This window comes from Paenibacillus sp. AK002, from assembly GCF_053903045.1.
Map to the genome: position 1 here is coordinate 5,013,518 of NZ_CP096377.1, position 19,995 is coordinate 5,033,512.

Consider the following 19,995-nt stretch of genomic DNA (forward strand, 5'->3'; position numbering starts at 1 on the left):
AACATATGTTTCATGCAAAGGAAACCTATCCCTATTTAGGAGTGAATCGATTTGTCTTATGAATTGAACTACTGGTCCACTTCTCCACTACCCACCATATTTGCCGTATGCGGAGCTTATATCGCTCTCATGATGCTGATCATGTGTCTCTTTATGTACAGCAAGCAACGCAAGAATGCTTACATATATATGGCGGCAGCTTTCTTCTTCATTATGACATACGAGGGTCTGAACATCCATTCGGCATGGACGGGAAAACCTGTTTTCTCACCGGAGTCGGACGTTCTGCGTTTCATCCAGCTATTTTCGTTCGTTCTGCTGAACATCTCGGTTGTCATGCTGTACCGCAAAATCAAAACCATGCATTATTGGCTTCCCTTGTTGTCGGCCGCACTGCTTATGCTTCCATTCATGCTTCCCTCATTCCTTCCATACACCCTTGACCCGATATGGCAAAGCATATATTTTGACGTGCTGCAGCTCGCTGCGCTCTACCTGGCCTACACACAAGTGACCCCGCGGATCGGACAGCCGATCAAATACGCGCTCGGGCTTGCCGTTTACGTCATCTGGACGATTCTGCAAGCGGTACATACCTATTCCGGCAGCCTGTCGCCTGCGCTTCAGGGACTGGCGCTCGCGCTGCCTGTGCTCTTTTACAGCATCGTGTTCTTCATTCTGTTCAGGCGCATCGTGGAGCTGATGCAGTCCATTTACCGGTCCGCCATTACGGACGGATTAACCGGGCTTTACAACCGCAGGCACTTTATGAAGCATTTGGACCATTACGCGGCACAGGAGCTGAAGATATCCGCCATCTTCTGCGACATCGACAATTTCAAGAAGCTGAATGATACCCAGGGACACGCCAGAGCCGATGAAGTGCTGAAGCAGGTCGCCGCCATCATGGAGGAAGAGCTTGAAGGCATCGGAATTACGGGCCGGTATGGCGGCGAGGAATTGGTCGCCTTGGTCGTTGACCGCAAAGCCAAACCCGCGCAGGTCGCCGAGAAGATCCGAGCCCGAGTGGCGAGCGAGAGCATCGTAACCATCAGCATCGGATACAGCGTTCTGCGCAAAGGCGTTCGCGGCGATGAACTGATGAAACAGGCGGACAAAGCCATGTATCATTCCAAGACGACCGGCAAAAACAAGGTATCCGATTACCGGTCCCTCAAAACCTCATCCACCGAACCAACGGAATCCGCCGGATAACACTGGCGCGGACTGCCCACGATATGAAGGGGCGGTCTTTTTTTTGCTTGACATTTCTTTACTCCCCCTGCGGCAACGTGATAAACTAATGACCGATTCCTTAGAGACTAAAGAAGAAATGAGCTCTGAACAGGGATTAACTGCCTTAACGCAGCAACATGAACCTTATTCTAAAGAAGGAGCTATCAACGAATGGGAAAGGAACTATTGCCTGTCGGTTTCGTCACCAGCATAAACGAAATTCTTGGGGATGCCTCGTGTGACTTTTGGGACAGCTACGATTCGCCCCGCACCCATGGGCTGCGTCTTAACCGGCTGAAAGCGGTTCATGCCGCAGACAGCGTCAAAAAACTCATCCGGAACTTCCGGCTGACGCCTGTGCCCTGGTGTGATACCGGATACTATTATGATGAAAGCGTTCGTCCAGGCAAGCACCCTTATCATGCCGCCGGACTATATTATATTCAGGAGCCCTCGGCAATGTCCGCGGTGGAACTGCTGAATCCTCAGCCCGGGGAGACCATCCTGGATCTTGCAGCGGCTCCCGGCGGCAAGACAAGCCATATCGCCTCGAACATGATGGGCCGGGGACTGCTCGTCTCCAACGAGATCCACCCCGAACGGGCGCGCATTCTGGCCGAGAACGTGGAACGTATGGGAATTACGAATACCGTTGTTACGAGTGCGGCGCCGGATCAGCTATCCCGCCGTTTCGTTGCCTGCTTTGACCGGATCATGCTAGATGCGCCATGCTCCGGTGAAGGCATGTTTCGAAAGGATGCCGCTGCGATTGCCGAATGGTCGCCTGAACACGTGGATCTGTGCGTTGCGCGGCAGTGGGACATTGTCCAGGAGGCTTACCGGATGCTCAAGCCAGGCGGAACGTTGGCGTATTCCACCTGTACGTTCAACACGGCGGAAAATGAGGAGATGATCGAGCGCATTCTCTCGCAGTATCCCGATTTGGAACTGCAGCAAATGAAGCGCTTATGGCCACATTTGGAGCGGGGCGAGGGGCATTTTGTTGCCATCTTGGTCAAAACGCCGGCGGCCGAGGCTTACAGCGACGATCAAGAGACCTTTACTAACAGCGGTAAGGCTCAGGCCAAATCAAACCGGGGCGGCAAACAGGCTCCTGCGCTTTCCGCCCTGGCCGACTTTCAAGACTGGGCGAAACAGGACCTCCCCGGCTTTGAGCTTGGCGGCGGCACGCCGATATTGTTCGGCGAAGAATTATATTGGCTGCCGGTCAGCGAGAGCGTCCCTTGGCACGATAAGCAGCTGAAGGGGCTGAAGATGCCGCGCGCCGGCCTTCATCTGGCCCACCTGAAGAAGAATCGGATCGAGCCGACTCATGCCCTTGCCATGTCCTTGAACCCAGGCCAAGCCGCCAGAAGCTGGGATCTGCCTTCAGATTCTGCCGAAACGGCTGCTTATTTGCGGGGAGAGGTGCTCTCTATTCCTTCCGAATATCGGGGCTGGACTTTGGTGACTACGGACGGACTCCCCCTCGGCTGGGGCAAAGCCAGCGGCGGCCAGCTCAAGAATCACCTGCCCAAGGGCCTGCGCAATCCCAAGTAACGCCCCTTTCTAATCCCTCATAAAGTGGCGAACGGAGAAAGACTGTCGATACAACGGATACGATTTTAAATTACATTGAGCCTACGATAAGGCCAATAGATCAAATTAGCAGACGATTGCGTGCTTGCTGATTCATTTCGTAAAAAGGGACTGTACTCTTCTGCACCAGCATGCAGGAGTACAGCCCCTTTTTCATTTGAAATGCTTTTACGGCCATCCGGCCATCGCCGAAAACTAAGCGTATTTCCACTAAATCCAAGGGGATCTCGTCTATGGCATCCGGATATTTAGCACGATTATTTCTCGGCTGGAGCCGCCTGTTCCTTGGCTGGTATTGTGGCGGGTTTGCGAATCGTGGACGCCGCATCGGCATCCCGTATCCATAACGCCGCGCCTGCACCGATGAGCAGGAAGCCAGCGGCCCCAAGCAATGCTGCTCGATATGCCGTCAGATTCGGCCCCATCTCCCCCGCCGCATTTACGGTCTCCGTTCCAACGACAGCCAAGATGCCTGATAGAACAGCCAGCCCTATGGCGGGACCAAGCCTGTTCTGCACCGTAAACCAGGTGGAAGCGCGCCCCATCGAAGCAGGCGGGATGGTGGCGAAGGCAGCGATCTGAACGGATCCCACGGTCTGACCAAGGAAAATGCCGACGCCAAACAGCAGGGCCCGAATAAACCACGGATTCGTCCCGGCGTCCACCATGCTGAGCATAATAAAAATCAGCGCGGTAACCGCAAATCCCATGATGATCACTCGCCTAGGGCCCATCCTTGGATATGTCCTGGGTACGAGCTGCGAGGCAACCATCAGCCCGATGGCTTCGGGAAACGTCGTCAGCCCCGTATCCAAGGCGGAAACGTGGAGGGCGTTCTGATACATTAAGGGAAATACGTAGAGCATGCCCAGCAGACCTGCTGATGCACACATCGCGATGAAACCCGACGTTCGGAACAAGCGATTGCCCAGCAGCCGCAAATCCAGCAGCGGTTTCGCAGTCCTTAGCTCCACCTTCACCAGAGCAGTAAGCAGCAGGATGCCGGCCAGGCCGGCGCCCCATACCTGCGGGGCGTCCCACCCGTGCAGCGGCCCCTGGCTCAAAGCGTACATCAGCAGGGCAAGCCCCGGTGCGGACAGCAGCAGGCCCGGCACGTCCAGCTTGCCGGCATCCGGCTCCCGATGCTCACTCAGCCAGAATAAACCGAACACGAGAGCGGGAATGCCGACCGGCAAGCTCACGAAGAAGATCCACCGCCACGTCAAATATTCAAGAAGCAGCCCGCTCACAACCGGGCCGATTGCAGGCGCAATCGCGATAGGCAGGATGAGCGCCCGAGAGATTTTCGCGCGCTCCTGCGGCGGGAACATGCGGAACAGCATCGCCATGCCGACAGGGGTCAGCAAGCCGCCGCCGATGCCTTGGATCACGCGAAAAAGCGTCAACGCTGCCAAGCTGTTTGCAAAGCTGCACAATACGGATGCTCCGGTGAAAAGGCCCAGTGCCAGGAGGAACGTACGCTTCGTTCCCCATGTATCGCCAAGCCAGCCCGCCATCGGCAGAACGATGGCCAAGCTGACCAAATAACCGACATTCAGCACGCCTGAAGCCGCAGGGGGCACTTCAAGCTCCCTGCTGATCGTCTGAAGCGCCACGTTCAGCACGGTGGCGTCCATGGCAACCACAAACATCGCGGCCACATAGACGATGCATACTACTTTTTTTGGATTCAGCCCATGGCTCATGGTCCAGGTTCCGGATTTGCTCCCGCATCGGCATACAAGCTCCGCGGCCGTAAATCGACCCAGTTCTCGTTGATATAGGCGACGCATTCCTCCCGCGTGCTAAGTCCCAGAACCTGGTTCCAGCCGGCCGGAATAGCCGCGAACGCCGGCCAGAGCGAATATTGGCCCTCATGGTTCATCAGTACAAGAAACTTGCCGTCGGCTTGCTCAAATGGATTGGTCATAGATCAGTTCCCTCCTGTCCCTCGTCGTCTCTGTTTTAGATGCCATTTCTTCAAGCTTGTTTAGAATAGTCTTGCCGATCTCATCCAGAGGTCCCGGCTGGCATAAATCCTTATGACGGCATTCGATATCGTGCCGCTCGATTGTGCCGCCCACGTAAGGCTCCCACATCTCCGGGTCGATGGGGTCAAACCAATCCGGGATGATCGTGGAGTGGAAGAATAACATATCTCCCTCAAACCGCTTCGGAACGTAAGCCTTTAGCAGTTGAACCGAATTTTCATAGGTCGTCTTCAGATTCATGATCGTTTCTTCCTCAAGGGACGAGAGCGCGCTGCTCTCGTTACGCAGCAGTTCAAGGGCAGCTGCAATGGTTAACGGCGCGTCTCCAAGCCCCGCTTCAATGCTCTCCCTGTCGAAGCCTCCAAGCGCCAGCAGCGCGGTCAAAGCCTCGTCTTCGTCGGGTTTCTCCTTGATCGGCAAATAATGGCTCGGATAAGCATCCAGTATAGCGAGCAATTCAATGTCTTCACCCGCTTCCTGCAGCTGTACCGCAATCGACTGAGCGACATTGCCGCCCAAGGACCAGCCGAGCAGCCGATATGGCCCCGCTGGCTGTAGGGAGCGGATATGGCCGATGTAGTCTGCCGTCATCACTTCCAGTGATCCCGGCAGCTCCTCCGGATGGGCAATGCCCCTTGCCTGCAAGCCGTAAATCGGATAATTCATGCCGAGATGCTTCATCAAACCGGCGTAGCACCAGCTTAATCCTCCTGCCGGATGCACGCAGAACAGCGGGGTTTGATCTCCATGCGACCGAAGCGGAAGCACGACCTGCAGCGCGCTTTTCCCGCCGCCCATCTCAAGTTTGTCGACTAGCCCCGCTACCGTCGGTGCTTCGAATAATGCTGCAATGCTCAATTCTTTGCCGAGCGCTTCGCGAACCCGGCTGATGAGCCGGACCGCCAACAAAGAGTGACCGCCGAGCTCGAAGAAGCTGTCATCGATGCCGACCCGCTTGGCGCCGAGTATTTCGGCAAACAGCTCGCATAACACCTCCTCCTGCGGAGTTCGCGGATTGCGCCCATCCGCATCCGGCGACATATCGGGGGCCGGCAGCGCTTTGCGATCCAGCTTTCCGTTAGGCGTAAGCGGCAGCTTGTCCATCATGACGAAGGCCCAAGGAACCATGTAATCAGGAAGCAGCGAGGCGGCATAACGGCGCAGCTCCGTACCCGAAGGCGACTCGCCGGGATTGCCGACGACATAAGCCGCAAGCCGCTGGTCTCCGGGCTGATCCTCACGCACGATGACAGCCGCCTGCGAGAGTGCCTCATGACGCACGAGGACCGATTCGATTTCGCCAAGCTCGATCCGGAAGCCGCGTATCTTCACCTGATGGTCGGACCGTCCCAAATAATCCAGCGTGCCGTCGGCAAAACGTCTCGCCAAATCGCCGGTTCGGTACATTCTTGTCCCCGGCGGGCCGTATAGGTCCGCCACGAACCGGTCGGCGGTAAGGTCGGGACGTCCCCAGTACCCGCGTGCCAATCCTGCGCCGGCGACATACATTTCCCCGATGACGCCATACGGAACGGGCTGAAGCCGGTCATCGAGCACGTACACCCGCAGATCCGGGATCGCTTCGCCGATCAGGCTGCCGGCTCCCGGCAGCGCCAGGTTTCGGTTCAGCTCCATGTAGCTGACATGCACGGTCGTTTCCGTTATGCCGTACATGTTGATCAGACGCGGGGCATCGTCGGCATGGCGCCGATACCAATCCGTAAGCCGGCCAAGCTCCAAGGCTTCGCCTCCAAACACAACGTGCCTTAGCGACAACTGCCGCCCCGTCTCCGGCTGCTCCCGATCCACCTGAATCAACGGATAGAACGCCGACGGCGTCTGATTCAGCACGGTCACGCCTTCCCGGACCAGCAAGCCTAACATCTCTTCAGGCGAACGGCTGACCGTATGCGGAACCACGACGAGCCGGCCGCCGGACAAGAGCGGCCCCCATATTTCCCACACCGAGAAATCGAAGGCATACGAATGGAATAAAGTCCATACATCGGTTTCATTAAACTGGAACCAATGCCGGGTGGAATCGAATAGCCTGACGACATTCTGATGCGGCACCAGCACGCCCTTCGGTTTGCCGGTGGAACCGGAGGTATAAATGATATAAGCGGCATTCTGCGGCATAAGCCCTCCAAGACGCTCACGGTCGCTTGGATTCTCCTTGGAATAACGCTGCCATTGCATAGCCTCTTCAGGTCCATCGATGACAACGCGCAGCCATCGTCCGAAACTCGGCAGCTGATCCATCACGTGAACGCTCGTCATGACGCATACCGGACAAGCATCCTCCATCATGTAAGCCAATCGATCCTCCGGATACTCCGGATCCAGAGGCAGGTAAGCGGCTCCCGCTTTAAGCACGGCCAGAATGCCGACGACCATATCCACCGAACGCGGCAGTGCTAGAGCTACGATCTGCTCCGTACCGACGCCGGAGGCAATCAAGAAATGGGCAAGCCGGTTGGCGCGTTCGTTCAGCTCCTCATAACTCAGAGACTGGCCGTCATGGACAATCGCGACCGATTGAGGCGAGCGGCTGACCTGCGCTTCAAACCGCTCGGACAAGGTTGCCTGCTCGGTGACTGGCAGCGGCGCGCTCCATTGTTGACGAATATCCTCCCGTTCATCCACGGTTAGAATATCCAGTTTGCTGATGGATTTACTTGGTTCAACGACAGCACTTTCCAATACGCGCACGTATCGTTCCGCCATCGCTTCCGCCGTGCCGCGCTCGAACAAATCCGAGCTGAATTCTATGAGGCCGTCCACTCCGGCCGGCTCGCCGTTTTGATCCCGCCGCTCGGTCAGTTCGAAGGTTAAGTCGAACTTCGCCGTGCCCACGCTTTGCAGCTGGAGCTTCGAGCTGATTCCCGGAAGCTCAAGCGAAGTTTCCGGCGTGTTCTGCAGCACCAGCATCACTTGAAAGAGTGGGTGTCTCGCCCGGGAACGCGGAGGGTTCAATGTCTCGACAAGCCGCTCGAACGGCACGTCCTGATGCTCGAAGGCTGCCAAGCTCTTTTCCCGCACCCGTCGCAGCAGCTCATCGAACGTCGGATCGTTCGACGTATCCACGCGAAACACAAGGGTATTGATGAAGAAACCGATTAAATGATCCAGATTGTCGTCATTCCGACCCGATACGGGGCTACCGATCGGAATGTCCGTACCTGCACCCAGCTTCGTAAACAGCGCAGCCATCGCGGACTGAAATACCATGAATAACGTCGCCCTGTTGCTCTGCGCGAGCCCATTCAACTGCAGATGCAGCTCACGGGATATCGAAAACGGCACGCTGCCGCCCTGATAGCTGGCCACGGCGGGCCGTGAAAAGTCGGTAGGCAGCTCCAATTGCTCCGGCAAGCCGGACAGCGCTTCGGTCCAATATGCCAGCTGGCGATCCATCAGGCTGTTCTCGTCGCCCGAGCGGCCAAACAGCTTCTGCTGCCACATGGCATAATCCGCATATTGTACCGGTAACGGAGTCCATGTCGGCTCACTCCCCAGGCACCTTGCCGCGTAGGCATCCGCTAGATCCCGCGCCAACGGGATAAGCGACCAGCCGTCTCCAGCGATATGATGCAGCAGCAACAGCAGGACAAACTCTTGATCGCCCAGCTTGAATAGCTCTGCCCGAAGGGAAGTTTCGGCTGCAAGCTCGAAACGGTACCTGACGGCATCGGCCAATCGATCCGCAAGCTCCGCTTCGCGGATCTCGGTTACCATTAGCTCCGGCCGGGCCCTCTCGGCATCCAAAATGCGCTGATACGAAGCCCCGTCGTTTTCAGGATACACCGTGCGCAGCGACTCATGCCGAGCCACTACATCCCACAGTGCCATACGCAGCGATGCCAGATCGAGGTCACCCGACAAACGGGCCACAAGAGGAATATTATAGGTTGGGCTCGGACCCTCCAACCGATATAAAAACCATAACCGCTGCTGCGCAAACGACAACGGCAAGCGCTCGTATCTTGCCGCGGGACGCACGGCCTCTCTGGCTGCTTGCGCATGATCGAGCCGTTTGACGAGACTCGCGGCCGTTGACGCTTCGAACAGGCTGCCAATGCTTAGCTCTGCGCCGAATGCTTCCCGGATACGGACCATGACCCGGCCGGCTAACAGGGAATGACCGCCAAGCTCGAAGAAATCATCGTCGATGGTAACCCTCGGCAAGCCCAGCACCTCACCAAAAATCGTGCAAAGCATCTCCTCTTGCGGCGTTCGCGGCATACGCCCGGCCGCCAGCCGGACATCAGGCACGGGAAGCGCTTTGCGATCCACCTTCTTGTTCGGCGTGAGCGGCAGCGCTTCAAGGGCTGCGATGACAGACGGCACCATATACTCCGCCAGTTTCTCTGCGGCATAACTCCGTAAATCTGCCGAATCGATGGGATGTGGCCAGTCTGACGACGGAACGATATAAGCCACAAGCCGGCGATCTCCGACCCGATCCTCGCGAACCATGACAAAGGCCTGCTCCACTGCCGGATGAGCCACAAGCACGGACTCGATCTCGCCGGTCTCGATCCGGAAGCCGCGCAGCTTGATCTGATGGTCGGCGCGTCCCAAATAATCGATCCAGCCGTTCTCCTGCCAGCGGGCAAGGTCGCCTGTTCGATACATCCGGGAGCCCGGGGGGCCGTAAGGATCGGCGACAAACCGATCCGCCGTCAAGTCGGGTCTTCCCAAGTACCCCCGGCCAAGCCCCAAGCCCGCAATATACAGCTCGCCCGTTACGCCTGGCGGAACCGGTGAGAGCGAAGAATCGAGCACATACAGTCTCGTATTCCACAGCGGTCCTCCGATGGATGGCTTTTCTGGTGCTTGATCGAGTTTTGCCGCCGTCGAATAAATCGTTGTCTCCGTCGGACCATATTGATTGTTCACTTCGCAGTTCAGGTCCTGAAGCGCAAGCTTAAGACTGACAGGCAGCGCCTCGCCCCCGGTAATGACTTTGAGACGCTCAAATTTCCCTGGGCGGCAAGCGACAATCGACTGCCATAACGTCGGGGTCGCCTGCATGATGGTGGTTCTCGTCTCCCGAATTCGGCGTATGAGCGCCGCTGCGTCGAGAATGGTATCCCGCATCACGATGTCGAGCGTCGAACCGCATGCCAGGGGCAGCAGCATCTCCATGACCGAGATATCGAATGACATCGTGGTGACCGACAGCCAGCGGTCCCGCTCCCCGATGCCCAAACGTTCGCGCATATCCGACAGCAGATTGGCTAGGCCTTCGAACGTGAGCATGACCCCCTTGGGTCGGCCGGTTGATCCGGAAGTATAAATAACGTAGGACGGGTGAAGCGGCAGCAGCGGACGTACGCGATCAGCATCGACAGGATTATGAAAGGCCTGCTGCTCCAATCGCTGAAGGGTAGCCGGGGCATCCAACAGGATTACGCCCTTATCTTCCATGACAGACGCGAAATGTTCAGACAGCTGCCGGGTCGTTATCAAGCATGCCGGGTTGGCATCGGCAAGCATATAAGCGATCCGTTCATCCGGATAGTCCGGATCCAATGGCAAGTATGCCGCCCCGGCCTTATGCACGGCGAGGATGGCAACAAGCATATCCACCGACCGTGGCAGCGAAAGAGCAACGATTCGCTCAGGCCCTATTTCCCGGGCAATCAGCAAGCGGGCCAGGCGATTCGCCCGCCTGTTCAGGTCCTCGTAACAAAGGGATAACCCTTCGCATATGACCGCTTCCGCCTGCGGCGTACGCGCAGCCTGCTCCTCAAATAATTGCGGTACGCTCAGCTGCGGCAACGCGCGGGTCGTATCGTTCCACCGAACAAGCGCCTTCTCGCGTTCGTCCGGCAAAATAAAGACCAAGCCCCCGACGGGATCATTCGGCTCCGCTTCGGCAAGGCTGTCCAGCAGATACAAATAGCGTTGTAAATGGGACTCTAACTCCGCTGCGCCGTAAATCATCGGATTGGCATCCATGTCGATTCTCAGCCCGTGCCCGCCCAATCCGCCGTACACGTTCATCGTCAAATCATCCACGGGACCGGACGCAAGATTGCGGACGCTGCCTCGGAAACCGCCAACATTCAATTCCTCCGCAAAAGGCATCACATTCACGAGCGGTCCGAATAACCTGCGGTTGTCCGCAAGCAGCTTGAGATCACGCCGGATGTCCTGATGCCTGTACCGCTGATGCCGCTTGATTTCGCGGTTCTCCCGTGCGACCTGCCGCAGCAGGTCGATCAGGGTCATATCGGGCCTAACGCGCACCCGGAGCGGCAGCAAATTCATGACCATGCCCGGAATGCGGATGGATGACGAGCCTAGGCGGCACATCACCGGCAATCCAAGCACAACCTCCTCGGCGCCTGTTATACGATGGACATATAGAGCGGCGGCAGCCGCAATCACATCCGGCCAGCTTGTCCCTGCAGCTTGCGCTGCCGCCTGCAAGCGTTGCATTGAAGAGGCCGGAAGCTGCGCCGAACGGCGCAGGAAGCTCCTTGCCGAACGCTGTGCCTGTCCCCCTAAGCTGACCACCTCCGGCTCATCGGCAAAGCGCTGCAGCCAGAATTGGCGATCCGAGCCGAGCTGCTGCGACATACGGTAGGACGCATCTTCTTCCAGGATCGTCCGGAACCTGCCGAACGCGCCTATGCCGGAAGCGCCCCCGCCCGTTAAGTCCGTGTAGACCTCGGAAACTTTTTGCAGCAGAAGCGATACGCCGAATCCGTCGATCGCGATATGATGAATGCGTTGGTACCAATAGTAGCGATCGGCGGCGAGCTTGAACAGCGCCTCCGTAAACAGCGGTCCTCGGCTTAGATCGATAGCTTGGGCAAGGTCATGCTCCATCCAGGTTTGGGCAGCAAGATGAGGATCCTCCATCCCGCTGACATCCATCACGCATAGAGGCCAGTCAGGAGACGGTTCGATCGACTGCCAAGGACCGTCCGCATCTTCGCCGAAGCGGGCAAACAGAGCATCGGCCTCCCCCACCACTTGGCGCAAAGCCTTCTCGAAGAGAACCGGATCTACAGGTCCTCGAATCTCAATGCATTCTGCCGTGTTGAATATCGGATTGTCGGGGTCCAGCTGCTGGGCATACCAAATTCCCAGCTGCGCTCCGGACAGGGACCAGCGCTCCCTCTTTTGCTCAAACATACGAATTCCCTCCTTTTACACCGTATAGTAATCATAATTGGGCGGTGACACGCGCACGTTCTGCCTGTCCGACAGCAATCCCCACCAGCCTGCCAGTGTCGGCTGCTCGGCCAACTCCACAAAGCTGATATCCAAGCCCTCGCGCCGGAAGCGCTCGGCCAAACTCATGATGCGAATGGAATCCAGTCCCCAGTATTCAATCAAATGGTCATCCTCGCCGATGCTCGACGGCCGTTCCTGCAGCATTTCCGCTACGTTCTCTCGCAACGTTTGCAGCGTCAGCGGCGATTGCTCCTCCTCAGCATCTGCGGGTCTTCCCTCTCCGCTTGGAGCTTCGGAACGACCCGAGACGGGGTGATGCGCCGGCGTCAGCGAAGCGATCAGACGTTCCGTGGTCAGCGTAACGGCGCAGCGTTCCGCTGCATAAACAAGTGCCAGGCGGTGCTTCTCTAACGAGAAATCCGCAAGGGCATCCGCAATGAAGAACGGCTGTATGTCTTTCATGAAAGCTTCGCCGGCGGTCAACAGACAGCCGATATGAGCATAGATCCCGCAGATCATAAGCTGGTCGCGGCCTAGCTCGCGCATGATTTCATGGAGATCGGTCTTCTGGAAGGCGCTGTACCTCCATTTGGTCAACAGCATATCCCGTTCCGACGGCGCTACCGCGTCCACGAACTTTTTCTGGTAGGGACCGTCGTTGATGCCGGATCCCCAGAAATCCTGCAGCAGGCCGCGCTGCTCCGGTGCCTGGCCCCCGGGCTGGGCCGAATAGATCACGGGAATGCCAAGCTCCGCGCAGCAGGAACGCAGCTTCTGAATATGGGCGATCAGTTCCACGACCGGCGATTGATCAGGCGTGAACGCGTCGATGAAATATTGCTGCATATCGTGGATGAGCAGCACGGCACGGTTCGGATCCGCCGTCCATGCTACCTTGTTCTTGGGCAGGTCGGTCTCCCCTGGCATGGGATAAGGTAAAATCTTAGGAAGTGCCATCCATATCTCCTCATTTCAAAGTTATTTGGAAAGATTCAGCCGTGCGTCCTGATTCTGAGCCGCGAGCTCCCGCAGCTGCTTTTTGCTTACTTTGCCGACACCCGTGTGGGGGAAGGAATCCATAAATTCCACCCGATCCGGGATTTTGTACGCAGCGAGCCCTCTATTTCTGAGAAACGCCTTCAGCTCATTGCCGCTAACCGCGCCATGATGAACGATAACGAAGGCGCAGGTCCGCTCACCCAGATACTCGTCCGGCATGGCGACCACGGCAGCATCGTGCACGCTGGGATGGGCAAGCAGATGGTTCTCCACCTCTTCGGCCGCAACCTTGTCCCCCCCTCGGTTAATTTGATCCTTGGAACGGCCTTGGATCACCAGATAACCTGAAGGCGTCATGCTGGCAAGGTCACCTGTGCGATAGAAGCCGTCCGTGGTAAAAGCCTTTTCGTTATGCTTGTCCGCTTTATAGTAGCCGCGAATCGTATAAGGCCCCCGTGTCAGCAATTCCCCGACTTCGCCGGGGGCTACCACGACATCATCCTCATCGACCAGCTTCACTTCATCGTAAGGGGACATGGGCCGTCCCTGCGTATGCACCGTTATGTCTTCGGGGTCATCCAGCCGGGTATAGTTCACCAAGCCTTCCGCCATCCCGTACACTTGCTGCAGCTTGCATCCCAGCACCGTTTGCACGCGTTGGGCCGCCTCCGCACTGAATTTGGCCCCGCCTACCTGCAGCACCTGCAGATTGGAGAGGTCTTCGGTACGGGATGGTGCCGCTTCAAGCCAAATCATGGCCAGAGGCGGAACGACCGCCGCTATCGTGACGCCCTCGGAAGCGATCAGCGGAAATGCCGCATCCGGACTCGCTGACCGGGCAAGAACAACCCTGCCTCCGGCATACAGCGTCCCGAGCACGCCCGGCGAGCTGAGCGGGAAATTATGCGCGACGGGCAGTACCGCCAAATAAACGCTATCCTTATCCAGCGAGCAGATTTCGGCGCTCATGCGCAAGCTGTACATATAGTCGTCATGCGTGCGCGGAATGAGCTTCGGCAGTCCGGTCGTCCCGCCCGACAGCTGGAGAAACGCGACATCACCGGGATCAGGGCCTTCCGCGTCTGATCCGTACGAAGAGCACTCCGAATCATCGAGGTACAAATCGTCCAGGGATACGAACGCCCCCGGACCCGGGTCGCCGGCTACGATGACATGGCGGAGGGAAGGGACCGATGCCTGAACCTGAGCCGCCAGGTCGCGATAGTCGAAGCCCGATTCCATATCGGGAATGATATACGCGGCGGCTTCGCTAAAGCCGCATAGATATACGATTTCGTTCCGGCGGTGAACGGGCAGAGCGAAGACGGGAAGCGCCCCGATGCGGAACAGCGCGAATATCGTATCGAAAAATGAAGCGATATTCGGCAGCTGAACGATAACCCGTTCCCGTGCCTTGATGCCGAGCTTAAGAAATCCCGCGGCCAATCGATCCACCCGGTTGTCCAGCTCGGCGTAGCTTACGTGCCGGTCGCCGCACACGACCGCAACCCGTTCCCCATGCGCTGCAGCCTGTTTCCGCAAGAGCTCTCCAAAGGTTTCGCCCTGCCAGCAGCCTGCCTCCCGGTAGCGGGCCGCAAATTCCTCCGGCCAAGCCTTACAACCTGCCAACATTCCTCATTCCTCCTCCAACATCGTTGTTTGTTGTTCATTCAAGCCCATCGCGGCCAGAATCGTGCGGAATTTGGCCGAAGTCTCGGCCAGCTCCGCCTCCGCTATGGAACCGGTCACGATTCCTGCGCCTGCGAACACCCGCAATAAAGTTCCTTCCGTTTCCGCGCAGCGAATCGTCACCGCCCACTCCCCATCCCCGTTGGCATCCGACCAACCGACGGCTCCCGAGTAGAAGCCGCGATCGAACGGCTCGATCTCTTGTATGGCATCCCGGGCCGCATCGGTCGGCGTGCCGCAGATTGCCGGCGTCGGGTGCATGGACAGGGCAAGCTCCAATGACGATACCGATTCATCCTTCAGGACGCCGTTGATTTCGGTGGATAGATGCCACATGGCTTTGGTCTGTACGAGCGAAGGTTCGGCGGGAACCTCCAGCTTGCTGCAATAAGGCTGCAAGGCCGATGCCACGGCATCGATCACGATGGCATGCTCATATCGGTCTTTGGCGGATGACAGCAGGGCTGCCGCCCGCCGCTGATCTTCAGCGGGATCGGCGCTTCGTGCCGCAGAGCCCGCCAATGGATTTCCTTTGATTCGCGAACCCTTCTTCGTAATTAAGAGCTCGGGGCTTGCGCCAAACAGCGTCCGGGTGGATGCAACGGCATCCGGGCTTGAAGTGTGGGACGATTCGGGTGCCAACGGTACGGCAAACGTATAGCCATGGGAGTGATGATAAGCTAAATGAGTCAATATCTGTGGAATGGACAGGGCATGAGGAAGCGTGATATCCAGCGTTCGGGAAAGCACCGCTTTATGGAGTTTCTTTTGAGAAATGAGGTCCAGCAGCCGGTTCACGCCTTTCTCGAACGCCGGCGGCTCCGGAACGGAAAGCACCTTGTAACTGGAAATTCGGGGCATTTCCGGATCCTTGCCTTCAGAGAATAGAAGGGAATCGTGCCACTGGGCCGAAAGCGGAATAAACAGACTGGCCGGTTTTCGAATGTCAAAAGGTATGGCGCCAACAACAACGGCATCCGGCCGTCCCGCTTGCTTTGCGTATTCCAGCAATTCACGGACGCGTTCCGGCAGCGTTCTGTGCCCGGTCCCCGAGGAAACCGGCAATCTGGAATACTCTCCATGCGTCAACAGCGTCTTGCGAGGTGATGAGAAGAAGAAAGACGAACCGACCTGGTATTGTTCCATAAGTTGCGCAGCCTCCGCTGCGGTTGGAGCATCATAGTGTAACATTTCAGTCTCCTCTCTGCTTATGAGCCTACCTAGTATATTGAATTTAGAAAATCATCAAGCATGAAAACTCGTAAATGCTCAGCATCCCAACGTCGCGCCGCCATCCACGCATACGTCCTGCATCGTCATGTGCCCGGCCCGATCGGATACGAGGAAAATGACCGCATCCGCAATGTCCGAAGGGAGCGCGATTTTGCCAAGCGGTATGCCGAGGCGGAAGGAGTCCGGCGCCCCCTCGATAATGGGCCTTGCACCTTGATCATCCATCCATAACAAACGCTGCATTTCTGTGTCCGTAGAGCCCGGGGAAACCACGTTACAACGGATATGGTGGCGTGCATATTCGAGCCCCAGGCATTTCGTAAACATCGTGGACGCCGCCTTGGAGGCGGCATAGGCCGACATCTGGGACCGCGGAACCTTGGACGCATTCGAGCCTACCGTCACGATAGCTCCGGAATGACGGCTCGCCATGCGTCTCACGACGGAGCGTGACGTGTAGAATACGCCGTGGGTATTGACGTTGAAGTGGGCCTGCCAATCCTCGTCTGTAAGCGACTCGACCCCGCCGACCCGCAGCACTCCCGCAACGTTGACGAGAATCTCGATCGGTCCGAGCTCATCCTCAACCCGTTCGACCATCGCTTCAACCTCGGCACTGCGGCTCACATCCGCCTTGTAAGCCGCGGCATGAGCGCCTGAGCCGGATAGGTCGGCCGCAAGGCGGAGCAGCTCGTCTTCCTTCCGGTCGCAGGCGGCTACAACGGCTCCTTGCCGGGCAAGGGCCCGTGCCACCGCTTCGCCTATTCCTTGGGCGGCACCGGTCACGAGTGCTACTTTCCCTCTAATGCCTGTGCTCTCCATGGTGATCATCTCCTTCCTGTACAGGATGAAGGGCAAACCGTAATGCTCTGCTGATGAGGACCGGCAGCACGGATAGATGCCCTTCCCCCTCAAACTCCTTGAATTCGGCATGCATGCCATACTCGGACAGTACAGCCAGACGTTCGGCGAGCTCAGATGCACGGATGCAATTGCCGGTGACATGGGGCCTTTCGAGCTCTCCTGCGCCAAGCAGCAGCCGGACAGGATAAGGTTTTTCCTTGACCTGATCGGCATAGCGCTGCTCCAGCTCGCGTAAACACTCCGAATTCCAGTGAATAGAAGGGCTGCCGGCGATGTAACACGAGAACGCCTGCGGTTTGCTGAACATGGCATAGAGCGTGAACAGCCCGCCGAGGGAATGGCCGAATATCGTCTGGCGATGCCGGTCAATGTTGAACTCGCCCTTGATCTGCGGTTTCAGCTCCTCCTCGATGAATTGCAGAAACTCAGCCGCTCCCCCCTGCTCCGGCACGGAATCCCCGTCCAGCTTGTTTCTGAACTTCGTGTTTGGATAGGGCGTGTAATCATAGAACCGGTCCGAAGCATACTGCCCATCCGTCTCGTAACCGATGCCTACAACGACAGCCGGCAATATCCCGGTTTTGTCCGGCCTGTGGCACTGCAGGCGCAGCGTCTCGACCATCGTGTGAAACACGCTGTTCCCGTCCAGTAAATAGATGACCGGATATCCGGACGGCGGAGCCGGTCCCGTCGGCTGTGCCGTTATGATTCGATAGCTGCGCCCGCCCCTCGAGTGCATCACCCAATGCTCCGCACGGGCCAGCACCACGCTGTGCCTCATCATGTCTACGGAAGTCGTATGATGGCTCATATGTTCCTCCTATTGCCCCGTAATGGAGCGAACGACGTCATCCACGATTTTCTCGTAAGCGATCAGGCCGCTTCCCAGCCAGTATTCGTTATCGGCTTCATAGACCTGACCGCTCTTGACCGCGGGCATGCCTTTCCAGATCGGGCTTTCCGTCATTTCCTTCATGCGTTCCGTTCCTTGATCATAGGCGTTGATGACGAATATATAGTCCGCATCGAGCTGCGGGAGTATTTCCAGAGATATGTTAGCTGCATTTTCATTCTCAACCAGCTTGGACTTGCCTAGTCCCAGGTCCTGATGGATGACATATCCGCACAGGTAATTTCCGCCCATTAAACTGACTCCTCTGGGTGCGAATCGGATAATGGCCACGTTCTTGTCCCCTACAACGGAACTCAGCTTCGCCTTCGCTTCGCTTGCTTTTTGCTGATAATTTTTCAAGGCGGTCTCTGCCTCCGGCGCCTTCCCAAGCAGATCGCCCAGGGTGGTCAGCGATTTCTCGACATTCCCGGAAGCATTTTTGAACACGTACGTCGGCGCGATTTTGGCGTATTTCTCATAGGTGCCGTCCGCCGCGTAAGTCTCCGTGTGAAGCACGATAAGATCCGGTTCGTAGGACATCAGGGCCTCCGGCGAAGGCAAGCCTCCCGAAAAATCGATCAGGGGAATGCCCTCCAGCTCCTCCTGCAAATAAGAGTGCCCCAGCTTGCCGTTGGCCCATTGGGCAACGGGCTTCACGCCGAGCTTCAGCAAGGAATCTTCCATGTTCGGCGCAAACACCTTGTTCACCTCAGCCGGAATCTTCACTTCGTGCCCAAGCTCATCCGTTACCGTACGTTCCTCCTTCGTGGACGTCTCCTCACGGTTCGTCCCTGGTTCCTCCGTCGACGCTTGGCTGCTCCCTGCTTTGCCGGACGTCTCCACCGCTGCGGTCTTCACTGCCTCCTGATCGCCACCGGACGCTTCGGTCTCCGCCTTATCCCCACAGCCTGACAGCAAGCCTATGATGACGGCAAACCACGCAAGTGCAGCTATATTGATCCTCCAAATTCTCTTTCCACGATTGAAACGTTTTGCCACAATGTATCTCCTCCTGTGATAATGATTCTCAATTAAGACGAGTATATATTACGTAGCAAACGATTCACCATGGCTTTTATCCAGAAGTCCGTTTGGATTATCTCCTGTAAACAGCAGCATCGCCTCGTCCAGCATTCTCGTCACGGCAAGCGCGGAGTATTCGAACCAAGGATCGGACGAGATCGTATAGACCCTTCCTTGAGCGACGGCTCGAAGCCTATGCCACTCGGCGGAATGCTGGAGCGCGAGCCAATAGCGCCGCGATGCGGCTTCCGGGCATACCGCGATCAGAATCCGGTCCGGATCGCACTGCTGTAAATCATCCATCGTTATCTGCTGATTCCGGCTGGAATCAAATCGGTAAGCTCCCTTGAGCTGCAAATCCTGAAACAGCACTTCCTCAAGCCCCCGGTTACCGTAGGAATAGAGGTTTTGCCCATATATCCGCAGCGCGGCAACACGATCATTCCCCACCACTTCCTGCATTCGCGAGCGTGCCTGCGCCACTTTCCGCTCATACTGTCCGATCCAGAACTGTGCTTGTTCTTCCTTGTTCAGGAATGCCGCGATCAGCTCCAGCTGCTTCTTCCACCCTGCATGGGACGGAACAATGAAAGTGGGGGCGATAGGCTCCAGCTTGGCGATTTCCTCTTCACTAAGGTGATCCATGCCGATAATGACGTCGGGTTTGGCGCGGAACAGCTGCTCGATATTCTCCTCAAAGCGGCTGTCCGGATAAGGGCTCGTCAATTTCAAGCGGGACTTGATCTCCGAATTGTAGGCATTGTAATAAAACGGGGTCCACTTCGCATCAAGCGGCGCGGCGGCTGGAATGACGTTCAGCGCCACCAGCTGCCCGATGATCGAAGAAGAACAGGCCGCGATCAGCTGCCTCGAATTTCGGGCATATTCCGACGGCGACATGCCCACCTTCTTTTTAAATATCCGGCTGAAATAAAACTCGTCCTTATAACCAACCTTCTGTGCGATATCCCGAAGCCGGTCGTCCGATTCGGCCAAGTAACGCTTGGCGTGATTCATGCGAACATGCGTCAGGTAATCAATCGTGGTCTGGCCGAATGTCTTCTTGAACAGGTCCACGAAATACTTGGGGCAGATATTAGCCATTCCGGCCAGTCGGCCAATGGTCAACGCCTCGTGATAGTGGCTGTCGATGTACTCCTTGATCTCCACCAGGCTGGTTTTTCCGCTGCGATCCGAATCCGATGCGCTATCTATGATCAGCTCTTCTTCCGTATGCATGAGTTGCCTCCTTTTTTCGATAAAACGATATGCCGG

12 protein-coding genes are annotated in these 19,995 nt (G+C 57.0%); 2 read left to right on the forward strand and 10 right to left on the reverse strand.

Translation table 11 applies throughout. The features are described from left to right. The first annotated feature begins 51 nt into the window (after nt 1–51). The gene (locus M1D70_RS22395; RefSeq protein WP_009594845.1) at nt 52–1,215 is read left to right on the forward strand and encodes a GGDEF domain-containing protein; all 1,164 of its coding nucleotides are present in this window, start codon (nt 52–54) and stop codon (nt 1,213–1,215) included. 192 nt (nt 1,216–1,407) lie between these two features. Then, nucleotides 1,408–2,796, forward strand: coding sequence for an RsmF rRNA methyltransferase first C-terminal domain-containing protein (locus M1D70_RS22400; protein ID WP_456287995.1), 1,389 nt, complete (start codon nt 1,408–1,410; stop codon nt 2,794–2,796). A 296-nt stretch (nt 2,797–3,092) separates the two neighbouring features. Here M1D70_RS22400 and M1D70_RS22405 read toward each other — a convergent pair whose 3' ends face one another. The 10 genes from M1D70_RS22405 to M1D70_RS22450 form a co-directional block, all read right to left on the reverse strand. Beyond that, complete coding sequence (locus M1D70_RS22405) at nt 3,093–4,541, reverse strand: MDR family MFS transporter (protein ID WP_456287996.1); 1,449 nt, start codon at nt 4,539–4,541, stop codon at nt 3,093–3,095. Next, nucleotides 4,538–4,765 carry an MbtH family protein gene (locus tag M1D70_RS22410; RefSeq protein WP_009594789.1) on the reverse strand — a complete coding sequence of 76 codons (228 nt, stop codon included), beginning with the start codon at nt 4,763–4,765 and terminating at the stop codon, nt 4,538–4,540. Before M1D70_RS22410 ends, M1D70_RS22405 begins: the two co-directional genes overlap by 4 nt. Then, nucleotides 4,749–11,978, reverse strand: coding sequence for an amino acid adenylation domain-containing protein (locus M1D70_RS22415; protein WP_456287997.1), 7,230 nt, complete (start codon nt 11,976–11,978; stop codon nt 4,749–4,751). The genes M1D70_RS22410 and M1D70_RS22415 overlap by 17 nt, the downstream gene beginning before the upstream one ends. 15 nt (nt 11,979–11,993) lie before the next feature. Next, entirely contained in the window at nt 11,994–12,977 is a 984-nt protein-coding gene (locus M1D70_RS22420) for an isochorismatase family protein (protein ID WP_456287998.1), read from the reverse strand. A 21-nt stretch (nt 12,978–12,998) separates the two neighbouring features. After that, nucleotides 12,999–14,651 carry a (2,3-dihydroxybenzoyl)adenylate synthase gene (locus M1D70_RS22425; RefSeq protein WP_456287999.1) on the reverse strand — a complete coding sequence of 551 codons (1,653 nt, stop codon included), beginning with the start codon at nt 14,649–14,651 and terminating at the stop codon, nt 12,999–13,001. 3 nt (nt 14,652–14,654) lie between these two features. After that, nucleotides 14,655–15,899, reverse strand: a complete 1,245-nt coding sequence (dhbC, locus tag M1D70_RS22430; RefSeq protein ID WP_456288000.1) for an isochorismate synthase DhbC — start codon at nt 15,897–15,899, stop codon at nt 14,655–14,657. Nucleotides 15,900–15,977: 78 nt separating this feature from the next. After that, nucleotides 15,978–16,763 (reverse strand): 2,3-dihydro-2,3-dihydroxybenzoate dehydrogenase, encoded by a 786-nt coding sequence (locus tag M1D70_RS22435; protein WP_009594793.1) that lies wholly within the window; start codon nt 16,761–16,763, stop codon nt 15,978–15,980. Beyond that, nucleotides 16,744–17,616 carry an alpha/beta hydrolase gene (locus M1D70_RS22440; protein WP_456288001.1) on the reverse strand — a complete coding sequence of 291 codons (873 nt, stop codon included), beginning with the start codon at nt 17,614–17,616 and terminating at the stop codon, nt 16,744–16,746. The genes M1D70_RS22435 and M1D70_RS22440 overlap by 20 nt, the downstream gene beginning before the upstream one ends. Nucleotides 17,617–17,625: 9 nt before the next feature. Beyond that, entirely contained in the window at nt 17,626–18,696 is a 1,071-nt protein-coding gene (locus M1D70_RS22445; protein WP_456288002.1) for an ABC transporter substrate-binding protein, read from the reverse strand. A gap of 48 nt (nt 18,697–18,744) precedes the next feature. Beyond that, the gene (locus M1D70_RS22450) at nt 18,745–19,959 is read right to left on the reverse strand and encodes an ABC transporter substrate-binding protein (RefSeq protein ID WP_456288003.1); all 1,215 of its coding nucleotides are present in this window, start codon (nt 19,957–19,959) and stop codon (nt 18,745–18,747) included. Nucleotides 19,960–19,995: the final 36 nt, after the last annotated feature.